The organism is Stenomitos frigidus ULC18 (assembly GCF_003003795.1).
Lineage (GTDB): Bacteria > Cyanobacteriota > Cyanobacteriia > Leptolyngbyales > Leptolyngbyaceae > Stenomitos > Stenomitos frigidus_A.
In genome coordinates this window covers 65,779-80,478 of sequence record NZ_PVWK01000056.1, presented here as the reverse complement: position 1 = coordinate 80,478, position 14,700 = coordinate 65,779, and the positions used below count along the sequence as shown (strand labels likewise).

Below are 14,700 nucleotides of genomic sequence, written 5' to 3'. Positions count from 1 at the left end.
ATCGGCTTCTTCCACCTTAAACACCGATCCAAGGATTCCGGGTTACTGATTCCCGTACAACAACGCTAAACACATGCGCGTGGGATGCTTTCCCCAGCGGAGTTTATTCCCGTAGCGGAAGAAACTGGGCTGATTATGCCACTGGGTGGGTGGGTGCTACGGGAAGCCTGCCGACAGATGCAAGCATGGCAAGTGGAATTTCCAACCCATCCACCGCTTACGATTAGCGTCAATATTTCCGGCAAACAATTTGCTCAACCCAATCTAGTCGCTGAAATTCAGCAGATTTTGCAAGAGACTGGCTTGAGTGCTCAAAGTTTGAAGCTAGAGATTACAGAAAGCACGGTAATGGAAAATGCTGAAGCGGCAACAATCATGCTACAAAAGCTTCAAGCCTTGGGCATTCATCTGTCGATCGATGATTTCGGCACCGGTTACTCATCCTTAGGCTACTTGCACCGCTTTCCCGTGGATACGCTCAAAATCGATCGATCGTTTGTGAACAATATCGAGAATGATCTTGAGAAAATGGAAATCATTCGTACTGTTGTGAAGTTGGCGTGGAACCTGGGGTTGGACATTGTAGCTGAGGGCGTCGAAACGGAGAAGCAACTAGCCCACTTAAAGGCATTGCAATGTGAAAATGGGCAAGGTTACCTTTTCTCAAAGCCATTGGATAGCATCGCGATCGAAGGTCTTCTTCAAGCAGAAAGAACGTCGCATTAGAAATAACTGGGCTCAGTGCCCGTTGAATAGCTAGCAGCATCTCATCCCGTCACGACCCTCTACTCTGCCTTCTTGCCCTCTCAGCGAATCTCCAAGACTTCGGAGGTTTTCAAAACCTCCGAAGTCTGAATGCCATAGACTGTCATTCGTCCAGCGAGAACAGTCATCCATAACAAGATTGAGAGTGGTCGCCTCCAGGCTGGGGTTAAGGAACAACAGCTTTTGCTCGAAGTATGGCAGGTACTTTGATACTTAATGATCGCTAAACCCCTAGCGAATCGGTTGATTGTTGGGGGACACACCTGCTGGAAAGGACTGGTTTTGTTGCGGCAGCCGTATTTGAGTTTGCGGAACAGTCGGTGTCAAGCGGTTGGGAGGGGTCTGCATAGAAGGCGTTTGTGCGGGTGGAAGAGACGGCTCAGGCTGTGGCGGCTGTGGCTGTGTTGGTGCAGCTTGACGCTGGGGCTTGATGGTAATGAACACCGTATTACGCTGGGTATCCACACAACCAATCAGGTCAGGGTTGCGGACACCAGCCGGTAATTGAAAATAGGTGGTTGCGCCTCCTACAGACCCTGTGAGGCTTCGAACAGGGTGTGGAAAGCCAATCGACTGTCTACCCGCATGAGAAAAGTCGAACCCATCGCTAAGGCTACCAGGACGAGCAAACGAGAAGCTCACGCTACTGCCACAAAAATCATCGGTTGGGCTGAAGTCCCGTACCGAGATCACAATGTTGGCTTGAGCGTTGCGTGGTTGCGTGGCGGTAAACGGTGCATTGAAACCACCCGTTACAAGCTGAGACAAATTGACTTGTGCCTGAGCAGGCTTTGATTCAGCGATCGCCGGCACGAGAGCCACGGCTAGAAGAAAAAATATAAATGTGTTAGGTTTCATGGGGCGTAATGCATGGGTGTATGGTCTGTGTGTCAGCATCGTTAGAGTTCATCCAGCGATCGCTCTACATCTCTGTAGCGTTGCGATCGTCACTTTATGCAGTGCAGTCCGGACGATCGCCTATGTGAAGCCTCTGGCGTTTCATCGTTGGGCCATACCATTGCGGCCATGCAAATAAAAACTACTGACGTGATCCCAACCCTCGGTGTTTGATCAGGCTTCAGTCGGTAGATGTAATCAGTGCGCGTAAGAAATCTTTGTGCAAGGCGTCGGTGAAAAATCAGGATTTTTGCGTCCGCTAGTGAATTCTTTTGATGTACTCGCTCAGGGGGTGGACGGTTAAACGATGCGCGCTCGCCAAGACATTCTGGAAATCTTTGCCACCTTTCTGCAATTTGACGCCGATCGTCCGCACCATTGGGCAACCGATGCCAGACTCCGACGCAGCATGCAGCAGAGCCTTGAGCAATCATCCAAGCAAGACGCTGCTAACTTTTGGGCACTCTACTGGCACAAACGCTGGCACCAGGAATCGGCCCGTTTACCCGAAGCTCATCTCTCCGCTTATTTACAGGAACCTTGCTACTGGGCAGCGCAAAAAACGATCCTTAGCTTTGCCACAAAGCAGTACATGCTGTCCGATTGCTTTCAAGTCGCGATCGCTCAGGTCAATAAAGTCCTCAAAGGCTTTAAGCCACAGCAGGGCTTTAGCCTTCAAAACTACGCCAGCGCGATTTTCACCAGCACGATTCGCGATACCCTGCGTCAACGGCAGGAAGTAGACATTTGCAGCCACTGGGGACTGTTGCGCAAAGTCAGCCAAAAACGCCTCCTTGAGGCACTGCACCATGCGGGTTGGGGTGAGGCCACGATCGCGCAATACCTGCTTGCCTGGACGTGTTTTAAAACGCATTATGTACCGACTCAAGCAACGGCCAACCGCACATTGCCCAAACCAGACGCTGATACCTGGGAAGCGATCGTTAATCAGTACAACCAAGAACGACCGACAGCCACACCGCCAGTGACAGCCGAAACGCTCGAAAAGTGGCTCACGACTAGCGCCAGAGCGGCTCGTTCCTACTTGAACCCAGCAATGGTGTCCATCAATACGCCGAAGCTGGGGCAGGACAGCGGCGAACTGTTGGATGATGTGCCCGAAAGCCAAAGCGAATCGCTGCTGGCCGATCTGATGGCGGTGGAAGCAGAGCAGGAACGTCAGGTGCAACAACGACAATTGAATGCGGTGCTAGAAAGCGCGATCGCGGACTTTGATCAGCCCACGCGATCGCTGCTCCAAATGTATTACGGTCAGGCCTTTACGCAGCAGCAGATGGCAGCAGCGTTAGCGATCCAGCAGTACACCGTCTCGCGTCGTTTGAGCCGAGCACGGGAAGCGTTGCTCATGGTATTGGCACAGTGGAGTCAGGATAGCCTGCATATTCCGCTCTCGTCAGACGTATTGTCCTATACCAGCACCGTGCTGGAAGAATGGCTCATGCGTCACTATAGCCAACCCCATGACGCTGCGACGATGGAGTAACCCGTTATGACCGCTGATTTGACTCTCTCAAACCCCACTCAACTCCGGCTTGAGTTTTCTGCCGCAGACCGTGAGCAGGCATGGCAACAAAGTCAGTCCTTTGCTAGGGCTGGCGATCGCTGGGATGCTTACCTCAACCGACTGTGCCTAAACACAGTGCTTCCCTGGTTACGGGAAGACCGTCAGCTTCAGGCAACAGTTTGGACCAATACCAATGCTCTGCCTGGTTTTTGGGGGCTGGTCAATGGCACCGCACTCACACTTAATACAACCGAACGACTCGTGCTACTACCGACCGAAACGATCGATCGCGACGAGTGGCGCATCCCGCAAGAATGGGTAGATATCCCGCCCTGGAGCGCCGACTATTACCTGGCGATTCAGGTCGAACCAGAGGATGGTTGGCTTCAGATGTGGGGCTACACAACCCACCGTAAACTTAAAGCGCAGGGTCACTACGATGCAGGCGATCGCACCTATTGCCTCACAGAGCCCGCGATCATGCCAGATTTGAGCGTCCTCTGGGTAGCACGTCAGTTGGGTGCCGAACCCACCCGCGCGGCGATCTTACCCTTACCAGCCATCAATTTGGCACAGGCAGAAAACCTGTTGACACGTTTAGGGAATCCATCGGTCATCACGCCGCGTCTGGAGGTGCCCTTTCCACTCTGGGGTGCCCTGGTGGCACATGATGGCTGGCGACAACGCCTCTATGAACGGCGACAGGGACTGCCTGAGTCGCGATCAGTGCGGCAATGGCTGGGGTCGAGCCTTTCTACGCTGGCGCAGCAGGTTGGCTGGGAGCGGCTTGAACAACAGCCTGATCTGGTCGGTGCACGAGGCGGTGAGAACACCACTTCTACAGTGCTACTGTCTCGTACGTTGGTGATCGCCGGTCAAACCTATGAGCTCCAAATTAGCTCTCAAGGCACTCCAGACGAATGCACCTGGCGCTTTACACTTCGCAATACAGCTCCCGGTGGGGTTATTCCCAGCGGCTTTAAGCTACGGCTATCAACAGAAGATTTGCAGCCCTTTGAGCAGAATGAGGATACGGCTACAACGGCGATCGAGCAGTTGTTCGTCGAAGTTGCCCTCGCCCCTGGAGAAGGCATCGTCTGGGAAGTTGAACCCATTCCAGAGGGGTACGATCGGGAAATTCTCCGATTCTAAGCTCCGTTAGAGACGCCACTTAATTCTTCATAGAAAAATAGCAGCAATACTTTACTGAACATGGTTACAACGAGTGAATTGGATAATACCGTTTTCGAATGTATGTGTCCTTGTCAGTCGTGTGTAGCGCTGAAATTTCGTCTGTAGGAACGTTACATGTAACGTTCCTACAGACGAAATCCCCTTTTATTAAGATCCGTTCAGCCTCTGGAGCCGTCAACCTATGGCACAGCTAAAATTCTTTCGTTGGAGCTTGATGGCAAGCAGTCTTTTCGGGATGGCCTGGGCAACGCCACTGCTAGCCCAACCAGATCTGCTCACCCGTGCTGAAGTGTATAAGCTCGTCAACATAGTACAGCTACTGCCGAATAATCAATCGCCGCGACCGGCGAAACTGTCCGACACGTTAGCGCCACTGGATGCCATCAAAACAGCGACCCGATCGCGCGCCGAGCTGTTGTTTAACGAAGGGTCACTGGCGCGAGTCGGAGCCAACGCGATCTTTCGCTTTATTCCAGGCACCCGTAGCTTTCAGCTCCGCAATGGCACCGCACTGATTTTAAGCCTTCCAGGTAAGGTCGGCACTCGCGTTGAAACACCCGGAGGGCAGGTATTGGCACAGGCGTTGCCGCCATCGCCTTCTCCATCACCTCCATCACCGACCCTGCCAGCGACTCCTCCCATACAACCGCTGAGTCTCGCGATGATTGTGCGGTTTGATGCGGCGTCTAACACGACCAATGTGTTTGCGCTCACCAACGGCAGCATTACCGTTTTTGACCTTAAAGGGGGGCAGGTGGTTTTGAACGGTGGGCAAACGGTGTCGATCGTCAATGGCGTGCTTGGGCCTGTTCAAACGTTTGACCTGAAGACGTTTTATCAAACGAGCAATCTGGCGATCGGGCTGGGGCCGGGGCAGGAAGCAACGGTTTTGCAGGAAAGTCCCCCCGTCCAACAAACCTTGAAGACCATTCGTATGGACACTCTGGCAGCCTTAGACGCACAGAGTCGTTGGCTAGAAGGGCTTTGTACGCTGAATGGGCGTGGTAGCGGGAGTACGTTAGCAGCAAATTGCATCACCACCGATGCCGATGATCCACTACGCGACTTTCAAAATCGGCGTGAGGTAACAACCCCGCCACGGCAGTTGCCCACACCACCACCAACGCAGCCTCCCATCAATACTCAGCCCACCGTACCTGTCGTCACCACTCCACCCAACGCTGGTAACAATCCTGCTACAGGTACGCCTGCTACAGGCGGTAACCAACCCACAGGCACGGTTATTTTGATCCAAGGCGGAAACCAGGGAAAACCTTGACGGGAGTTGTTAGTTGTTGAGCCCTTCAGGCATACCAGAAAGGTTGTTGCTTTTTAGAACAGAAATCAGGGAAAGTCTGGACTCTGTTCGTTTACCTCTTCGCCCCTTGAGGCCGCTATGCGTGTTTCCCTGCTTGTCCTTTGTCCCCTCACAGCCCTGGCACCCTGGCAGACGGCCCATGCGGCCATTGCCAACTCTACAGTAGACACCGCTACGGATGCTGTCCCCGTTGATGTTGCGCCCAGCGCGGCGAGTCGTGAGATCGTCACCGCTATCGCAACGGCACCACAGTTGAGGGCGATCGCGGCACCAGAAACCATTCCACCGCAGGCCGGAAACACTGCAGAACAACACTCTGCATCGATCGCAGAATCGGTTGCTCTGGTACCAACGCAACTAGCGACAGAAACCGATCCGCCACGGAACCCGGTTTCTCAGCCTTCAGTTTCTCAGTCTGCGATCGACCTCTTACCACCGGAGCAGCGGTTGGCACAACTGTCCCCTATCGATGGTTTGACGGAGCCTGGTACTAATCCCATTGATGAGAAGGCAGATGAGAAGCCAGAGCCATTAAATCCTGAAGATACTCAGGCTGAACTGGGCGAAGTGCGTATCCTGCAACGTCCATCTCAGCAACCGACGTCTCGCCCTCAGCCGGATGTGCAGCTCTTGCTGCGATCGGGCATCTTCTCCAGTTCCAACATCTCTGCCTTAGAAACCTTCCAACCAAGTGATGTTGTGTTTTCCAACACTGGGCTCCTACTGGCAACACCCAAATTAGGGCCTACTACTCGTTTAGTCGCGTCAGCAGGGGGTGGAACCATTCGCTTTGCCACCGAAGGAGATTTTAATTACAACGTCCTCAATTTCAACGTCGGCATCCAGCAGCGCTTAACGTCCCAAATGTATGCCCAGTTGGGTTGGGTGAACGAACAGCTTTTCCGAGATGGTAGCGGTCAGCGTCTGCTGTTGGACAATGCCGTTGCTTTCACGGTGGGACGGCAAGATCAACTAGGCAAACAATTGCGGTTGGATTCGTTTTACAACCTGCGTGCCAGTTTCACGAATCCAACGGATCAGAGTCGCGTTGCCAATACGTTGGGCGCGCGCTTGCGATACGACTTTACGCCAAGTTTCCAAGGTGCATTGGATTACCGTCTGACGTTCAAAAACTTTACGGATGCCGATCGCTTCGATACAGAGCACCAGATCAGCGCGACTGCAACGTACAGCATTAATCCCAATCTCTTCATTGCGGGTTCAGTCTCTTATCTCTTTGGCAATTCGTCTAATAGCGCGATAGAGGTCAATAATGTATCGATCGGAGTCGTCATCGGTATGAATATACCGTTCGGTCGTTGAGGTTGTGTCATCTGTCTTTCGAGATGTTCCATCGAACATCCCGAAAGGATAAACTGATGAGTTAGCATTGCTTGCGGATGTTGGCAATGGAAGGCTGGGTTTGAAGATAATCATGCAGTTGGCTGCATCCTTGCTTCAACAGTGTATCTAGATCAAGTTCCCACACGATCGCGCCTGATGTTTCGCTGGTGCTAATGAGTGTCTGACCAGTGGGGCTGAAGTGAACGCTGCGCAGGCTATCCACATGTCTCGTCAAAGTTTTAAGTGGCGTTTCATGCTGGATATCCCACAGCTTAAGCGTCGCATCGGTGCCACCGACCGCCAACAAATCACGATCGGGGCTGAAATCCAGACTGGTCACACCATCACTATGGTTCAGCAGTGTTTTTAATAAAGTTCCATTGCTAACATCCCACAGTTTGATGGTATCGTCCCAACTACCAGAGGCAAGGATTTTGCCATCGTGATTAAAGCTGAGCGCCGAGATCGCTAAGCCATGCTGCCCGAAAACGTTTGAGTCGGTTCCAGCAAGGCTCCACAACCGGACGGTGTTGTCATTACTGCCAGAAGCAAGCCTTTGACCATCAGGACTAAACCGAACAGCGGTGATGCCATCGGTGTGCCCACTCAGCGATCGCACCAGTAATCCATCTGGCACGTTCCATAGGCGAATGGTTTTATCAGCACTGCCGGTTGCCAGAGTTTTACTGTCGGGGCTGAAGCTGAGGGTTGTAATGCTATCGGTATGTCCAGTGAGCGATCGGGCGAGGATGCCATCAGGCAGTTTCCATAGCTTCACCATCTTATCTGCACTCCCAGAAGCCAACCATTGACCATCGGGACTGAAACTCACGGCGGCGATCGGCGCTTGATGTCCTTTCAGCGTCATCACGAGTTTGGTTGTCATGCCGTCTCGCTGCCAGATTTGAATAGTTTTACCCCATCCTGCCGTTGCAAAGCGAGTGCCATCAGGGCTGAAACTGGCGCTGTACGGCCCACTGCCATAGGTTTGCAGTGGGCTGACATGCCATAGTCTCACGGTTTTGTCCACGCTGGCAGACGCTAACGTCGTGCCATCAGGACTGAATGCCACACTATTCACCTCTGCGCGATGCCCTTGAAAGGTTTGCAGCAAGGTTCCATCAAGGCTCCAGAGTTTGATGGTGCGATCGCTCACCGTTGCTAACTGTCTTCCATCAGGACTGAACCGTACGCTATTGACCTGATCACTATTAGCCGGATCACTCTGTCCATCAAAGGTTTGTAGCAGTCTGCCAGTGAGACTCCAGAGTTTCACCGTTTTGCCAGCACTGACGAGGGACGCGCCATTGGGACTGAAGGCTATCGCGGTGATACGATCGCCGCCACCCAAAAACACACTCACTGGTGGGCGGTTGGATGCAACAGTGCGCCAGATTCTGATCAAGCCATCCTCTCCCGCAGCCGCCAGCCATTGCCCATTGGGACTGAACTGCACACTGTTGACCCAGCCTTTTGCTCCTGTGATGGTAAGCAGGAGAGAGGCCTGATTGCCCGTAATGCGCCAGAGTTTGACGGTGCGATCGCGGCTGGCGGTTGCTAGAAGTCCGTTGGGACTGAAGCTCACGCTCGTAACCCAATCCTTGTGTCCTGTTAGAGTGGCAATCAAGTTTCCATCACTGTCCCAGAGCTTGATGGTTTTGTCGGCACTCGTGGTCGCCAGTTTGCCATCGGGACTAAACGCAAGCGCCGTCACGCGGTCAGAATGTCCTGTCAGCTCCTTGATCAAAGTGCCATCGCGTCGCCAGAGTTTGATGGTTTTGTCATCACCTGCGGTTGCTAAACGCTGTTCATCCGGACTGAAGCTGACGGCGTTGACTTTATTCGTATGACCCTCAAGGCGATTCACTTCCTGCGTGTGCGCGATCGCCTGTTGGAGTGCGCCAGTCGTTCTCGTTTCGGTGGCGATCGGCAACCCCAATGGAATGCCCCAGAGCGATCGCAACTGACGCAACTGTGATCCTGCCTGAACGCTGGCGGTCAGACTTTCTAACTGCTGATTGGAGGCTAAAAGGGCTTCTGAGGAAGCGGCTAAGGCATCGACTTCTCGCAGTTGGGCGTTGCGCTGCTGCCAGTAAGCCACGCCTGCCAACCCACAGGCCATCACACCCAATGTCCCAATTACAGTTGCTGTCATCTGAGCGCGGCGCAGACGACGTTTTGCCTGTCGTTGCTGCTGCTGCCGTGCCTCAAAACAGGCTTCGATGAACTGCTGCACGGCTTGAGGTAGTTCGTCCGTGTACTGGATGTAGAGTTCTTCCGCTTCTGCCAGTCGAATACCTTGTAACAGAAAATCGGGTTGGCGATCGTGCTGCTGCCAGAGGGCTGCGGCTTCAGCAATGTGGCGCTGGGCACGGAGGCGCGATCGGTTTTCGTCTAGCCACCAGCGCAGGGTAGACCAGTGGCGAATGAGGATTTCGTGGGCGACTTCGATGGTGGGTGAAGGGTGTGGGGTGTGGGGTGTGGGGTGCGAGGTGGATGAGTGATCGGTTGTGTCGCCTCGGCTTTGTGCGGTAGGTTGGGGGGCGTGGAGGCTGATGACGATGAGTTTTGCGGTGGTGAGGGCGTGGAGGGTGCGATCGACGAGTGGTTCGGGGTACTTGGGGACGATGAGATCAGTTTTGGGAATGCGACGGCGGGTGTCTTCGGTGTTCTCGCCGAGTTGGGTGAGTGCGAGAAAGATCCATTGGGCACAGGCTTGGGCGTCGGCATCCAAACTGTCATAGACGGCCTGGGCGTTGCGTTCGAGTGCGACTTTAAGTCCGCCGAGTTGCTGGTAGGTTTGTAGAGTCAGGACTCCAGCCTGCCGTCGTGACCACAGTTGCTCCAGCACAAATTCCAACAGTGGCAAAGCGCCTGCTGAATGGCTGAGTTCTGCCAGCAGGACTTCGACTAGCTCTGGTTCAACCTGTAAGCCGACTTGTGCAGCAGGTTGAATGATGACCTGACGATAATCGTCATCGGTGAGAGTTGGTGGGACGAGAACACTCGATCGCTGGAGGATGGTCGCCAGTTCGGGCACCTCCAGACAGGCTGCAATGAAGTCTGCTCGGAGCGTGAACACCAGCTTGAAGCGATCGCTGGCATACTCCATTGCGCCGAACAGCAATGCCAAAAATTGCTGACGTTCGGAGGCAGCAGCAAGGGTGAATAGCTCTTCAAATTGGTCTACCACCAGCACCACCATTGGCTCCGATCGCTGCCGGAGCCAATGCACAAAGCCTTCTGCGCCCTGGTGGAGCAACCCTTCAAGCTGCTGTTGCTGGTATGCCTTCTCTTTTTCGCTCCCAGTTTCGACAAGACGATGCGCCAGGGCTTTGAGCGGATACGCTCCTGGACGCAGACTGCCCAGCCACCAGCGATCGCTACCCGGTAGCTGTTTGCCCTGTTGCAGTTGCGCGAGTAAACCCGCCTGCACCACAGAGGATTTGCCACTGCCAGACGCGCCCACGACGGCCAAGCACGATCGCTGGTTGAGCTGTTGGATCAACGTCTGGGTGAGCGTTTCGCGCCCATAGAAGTACTGAACATCGGCTTCGGAGAACGATCGCAAGCCCATATAGGGACAGACCCCGACGTCAAACCCTTCGGTCGTATCCGTACCGCGTGAGCCAACACACCCCGGCAGCACCTCAATGACACCACGCGCACCCGATAGCCAAACGTGGAGCGGCATCCCGCTACCTGCCAGCGCGACTTGTAAGCGGGTGATCCAGCCTGCAATGGGTAATCCCGCTTGAGCATCGGTGTCCGTCAAGGTTTGCAACAGTATTTGCAGAAAGCGGTCTGGTTGCGAAAGGGATGACGCCGCCGCAAGCAAACACTGCCCGCGATCGTGCCCCGTCCCTGTGGGAGTCTCGGCATTAAGTTGTAAATCGTCCACCCAGCTAGACAGCGAGACGGCACCCGGACAATCCAGCACGACCACCTGCTGCGCGACACCCGCTTGACGCAAGGCTTGTCGTAGCCAGGAACGACTGAGCCGCACATCATCGCCCAGTAGCAGCCAGGACTCCCCTTCGGCAGTTTCTTCGATGCGTCCACGGAGGTAGAGGAAGGCGGTGGTTTCAGCCAGTGGGGTGTGGGGTGTGGGGTGTGGGGTGTCGGCGTTGAGCCGAGCAGAGATAGGAGAAGAGCGAAGGCAGGTTTGGATGGTGGTGCGGAGGTCTGACCAATCGTTGCCGGGTTGGGGTCGAAAGGTGAGATCGAAGCCTCCAGCGCTGCGGAGAAGCCGACTGAAGCCGATCGCGTTGGGGTGACTGACCAGACCATTGACGACTAAAGCTGTACGCGGATGAGGGGCGATGGGCGATCGTGCCTGTAGTCCCAGCACCAGTTCACCGATGCCTTCCACAATCCGTTTGGGGGTTTGTAAGGGATATTCTGAATGCAGCTGGGTATCGCCGCGTCCTCGCTTTTGCTGGTTGATCAGGCGTAGCTGCTGGTTGGTTTTGTCAATATATTGCAGGGTCTGGTGGTAGACATATTTGTACAACCCATCGGCTTCAATCACTCCCTGGGCATCGGCAGCTTCACCGCGTAACCCACGCATCAAGTAGTAGCTAAACACTCCATGTCCCAGTTCGGGAAACTCCCAGGACTGCTGAGCCCGATCGCACGACAACAGCGCATAAAACCCCTGGCTCTGAGAGGCTCGCTGTCGCAACACGTCCACCAGTTGCGGTGTGGGATTCGCGAGTGGTTCCACATCCTTCGCGGCTCTGGCTCCCGTTCCCATCAACGTCATCCCACCGCTATGACAGGCATCCAACCAGATGAGTTGTTGCCGCGCCGCACAGTTTCCCAACAGGTGCAGCAGTTCCACCACGCTTAGACCCGTATCGATGAGCGTCCCTTTCTGGGTGTCTGCAAAGCACAGAAAGGCCTGCTCCTTGCGGGGTTCCAGCATTCCATGTCCCGAAAAGTAGAAGAGAACAGTGTCCTGGGGCTCAGCCTTAGCAACAATCTGCTTAAGGCTGGCACGAACCGCGTCTAAGTGCGGCAGTGTGGCGGCATCATGATAAATCTGGATGTCCTTCTGCGGAAACGCGTGGGTTGCCTCTACCAATGCCTCACCCACACCCTGACAGTCGATCGCCGAATACTGCAAGGACGGTAGCTGTGGATCGTGGTAGTGATTCACGCCAACCAACAACATCCACAGCTTGGCGTTTCCTGTTTCCAGGTCGTGAGTCGATCGGCTAGTGCGGACGCTGAGGGGGGACATGGGAAAGGGGGGTGGGGGGATGAGGGAGGCAGAAAGCTAAAGGAGTTGTTGGTTGTTGGTTGTTAGAAGAGGGCTGAAGCAGGGAAAGTAGAGGAGGCTCTCTTTTCTACACCCTACACCCCACACCCAATACCCCATCACCGATCGATCCCATACGTGAACTCGAACAACTGGGCAATCCGCTGACGCTGACCTGCAGGTGGGTACAGCTTAGGCGACAAAGCGGTGGTTGCGTACTGGTCTGCATCCACAATGGCACGACGGGCATCGGCTTTGGAGACTTGCCCTTGCTGATAGGCGGCAAGCACGCGTTCTAGTCCCTGGCTGTATTCGGCAACAGATTTGAAGTCGAATTGGGCTTGGTTAGCGCTTGCCTGTTGGGTGGGTGCTGGTGTGGATGCGGGTTGAACGGCAAGGTTGGCAGGCAGGGCGATCGGCGCTTGTAGCGACAGCACATATACACTTCCCTGGGGTAGCTGCACCACCCGGAGACTCTTAGGCGAATTCATGCCTGTGAGGATGCCGAGTGCGCCACCGATCATTCCGCCCTGGTCGAAGGCATCGGCTTTACGGGCTTGAGGGGCGATCGCACCCATCGCGGCACCGAATAGATTGCCGTAGACAGCGCTGTTTTGCCGTGCGGTTTCGGCACCTTCTTGTTGCGTAATGGTATTACCCGGAATGACGGCACTGGAGGCTTGAATGGAGACGATCTGACCACCGACGACGATCGACTCTGCCACAATGCGGGCACCGCCATTTTCTGGTTTGAGCTTGATGGTGACAGGCGAGTTAGCAGGTATAACCGTATTTCCTTGCGAATCCATCAAGGGTTGGGATAGGGGCACGGTGAGCGGATAATCTTGATGCTGTCCCACATCCACGGTGATGGGCATGGGCAGGCTAATCACGACACCCGCTGTCTGTGGAATGACTGTCTGTGGCATGGGGGTGCTACGGCTGCTGGTTTGGGTATTCACCACGACGACTTGATCTGCCAGGGCGGGGAGGGAACCGGAACCGACGATCGAAAGCGCGAGTGCTAAATTGACCAGAGTGCGGGATTTCATGACGGTCTCTCCATGAGTTGAGTGTGATGTGAGTGGGTTTGTCACCCGTTACTCATGGATAGGGAGCGATCGTGACGTTTATGCAGTCCTGTTGGGAAATTTCAGTTTGGCACTCGGACGATCGCATTTCAAACCGCAACGATCGCCCTTTGAACTCGAAACGCCAAGCTTTTTACTCAAACGATCGCACTTTGAACTCGAAACTTGCACCTCAGGACTCAAAACGCCGAGCTTTTTACTCAAACGATCGCACTTTGAACTCGAAACTTGCAGTTTGGAACTCGAACGATCGCACTTCAACCCAGAATGATGCAGTCTAAAACTGAAACGATCGCGCTTCAAGCTGGAACGATCGTGCTCTGAACTCGGACGATCGCCCTTTGCACTCGAAAGGTGTAGCATAAGGTGCCAAGAAACCGGGTTTCTGGCGATCGTGTTGAGCCTGAGGCAACAGCCTTTAGCTAAGAAACCCGGTTTCTGAGGTTTTTGAAGACTGATTTTCGGGCGATTTTCGGTTATTCTGACTGTAAAGAAGCCTCTTACATCCCATAATCCTACGCCCCACACCCTATCCCCCATGAAGCCAAAGAGAAGGCAGGTTAGGATGTGAGTGAGAGTGCTGTATGCCTAAGCAACGTGTTGAGCTGACTAATGCAAACTGTTACCGACATTGGTACATTGATTGTCCGAACGCCCGAGACGCTTGGCGGTCGTCCACGCCTTGCTGAAACCAGAGTCTCCGTGCAGCGAGTTGCAGCCTGGTACAAGCTAGGGCTAAACGCGGAAGACATTGTTGACCGCATGGGGAATCTGACATTGGCACAGGTGTATGCCGCGTTGACCTATTACCATGCCAATCGAGCAGAGATTGAGTCTTATTTGGCTACTGAGAAGGCAGATTACGAACGCCTTTCGGCAGCAATGGAACCGTCTGCATGAGCCACATCAGACTGTTTATTGACGAAGATTCGATGGATCATCGAGTCGTCAATGCCTTGAGGTCGCGGGGAGTAGATGTGACAACAGTTGGAGAAGTCCGCACTACGGGCTTTAGCGATGCAGAACAGTTAGAGCTAGCAACTGAGCAACAGCGAGTTTTATACACGTTCAACGTGGGTGACTTTTGCCAATTGCACAACATTTACATGGCTGAAGGAAGAACACACACCGGGATCATGATCTCTTCCCAGGACTACGCGATCGGAGAACAGATGCGTCGAGTCCTAAAGCTGATGGCAACCGAATCAGCCGAAAGCATGATCAACCAACTGGTGTTTCTCAGCGCCTATATTGGAGAATCATAGAGAATAATCCCTAATCCTTACTCCCCACTCCCCATCCT

General features: G+C 54.1%; 11 protein-coding genes. 8 read left to right on the top strand and 3 right to left on the bottom strand.

What is annotated here, in order from left to right; translation table 11 throughout:
- Positions 1–84: 84 nt before the first annotated feature.
- Entirely contained in the window at positions 85–726 is a 642-nt protein-coding gene (locus C7B82_RS09970) for a putative bifunctional diguanylate cyclase/phosphodiesterase (RefSeq protein WP_245939816.1), read from the top strand.
- Positions 727–996: 270 nt separating this feature from the next.
- Here C7B82_RS09970 and C7B82_RS09965 read toward each other — a convergent pair whose 3' ends face one another.
- A complete protein-coding gene (locus tag C7B82_RS09965; protein WP_106256144.1) occupies positions 997–1,587 on the bottom strand; it encodes a hypothetical protein in 591 nt (196 codons plus the stop codon).
- A 382-nt stretch (positions 1,588–1,969) separates the two neighbouring features.
- Here C7B82_RS09965 and C7B82_RS09960 point away from each other — a divergent pair, with 382 nt between their 5' ends.
- The 4 genes from C7B82_RS09960 to C7B82_RS09945 all read left to right on the top strand — a co-directional run bounded on the left by C7B82_RS09960 (position 1,970) and on the right by C7B82_RS09945 (position 7,022).
- Positions 1,970–3,166: a sigma-70 family RNA polymerase sigma factor gene (locus tag C7B82_RS09960; protein WP_106256143.1), complete on the top strand. Its 1,197-nt coding sequence runs from the start codon at positions 1,970–1,972 to the stop codon at positions 3,164–3,166.
- A gap of 6 nt (positions 3,167–3,172) precedes the next feature.
- Positions 3,173–4,339 (top strand): DUF1822 family protein, encoded by a 1,167-nt coding sequence (locus C7B82_RS09955; protein ID WP_106256142.1) that lies wholly within the window; start codon positions 3,173–3,175, stop codon positions 4,337–4,339.
- Between the two features lie 223 nt (positions 4,340–4,562).
- Complete coding sequence (locus C7B82_RS09950) at positions 4,563–5,660, top strand: FecR family protein (protein ID WP_106256141.1); 1,098 nt, start codon at positions 4,563–4,565, stop codon at positions 5,658–5,660.
- Between the two features lie 117 nt (positions 5,661–5,777).
- Positions 5,778–7,022, top strand: coding sequence for an outer membrane beta-barrel protein (locus C7B82_RS09945; RefSeq protein ID WP_106256140.1), 1,245 nt, complete (start codon positions 5,778–5,780; stop codon positions 7,020–7,022).
- A gap of 61 nt (positions 7,023–7,083) precedes the next feature.
- Here the strand turns inward: C7B82_RS09945 and C7B82_RS09940 are convergent, their stop codons facing one another.
- A complete protein-coding gene (locus C7B82_RS09940) occupies positions 7,084–12,288 on the bottom strand; it encodes an nSTAND1 domain-containing NTPase (protein ID WP_106256139.1) in 5,205 nt (1,734 codons plus the stop codon).
- Between the two features lie 137 nt (positions 12,289–12,425).
- On the bottom strand, positions 12,426–13,358 hold the full coding sequence (locus C7B82_RS09935) for a hypothetical protein (protein ID WP_181357427.1): 933 nt from the start codon (positions 13,356–13,358) through the stop codon (positions 12,426–12,428).
- 28 nt (positions 13,359–13,386) lie between these two features.
- Here C7B82_RS09935 and C7B82_RS09930 point away from each other — a divergent pair, with 28 nt between their 5' ends.
- From C7B82_RS09930 to C7B82_RS09920, 3 genes are all read left to right on the top strand, one after another.
- Positions 13,387–13,668 (top strand): hypothetical protein, encoded by a 282-nt coding sequence (locus C7B82_RS09930; RefSeq protein WP_106256138.1) that lies wholly within the window; start codon positions 13,387–13,389, stop codon positions 13,666–13,668.
- 341 nt (positions 13,669–14,009) lie between these two features.
- Positions 14,010–14,297 (top strand): DUF433 domain-containing protein, encoded by a 288-nt coding sequence (locus C7B82_RS09925; RefSeq protein WP_106256137.1) that lies wholly within the window; start codon positions 14,010–14,012, stop codon positions 14,295–14,297.
- Positions 14,294–14,662 carry a DUF5615 family PIN-like protein gene (locus tag C7B82_RS09920; RefSeq protein ID WP_106256136.1) on the top strand — a complete coding sequence of 123 codons (369 nt, stop codon included), beginning with the start codon at positions 14,294–14,296 and terminating at the stop codon, positions 14,660–14,662. The genes C7B82_RS09925 and C7B82_RS09920 overlap by 4 nt, the downstream gene beginning before the upstream one ends.
- The last annotated feature ends 38 nt before the right edge of the window (positions 14,663–14,700 follow it).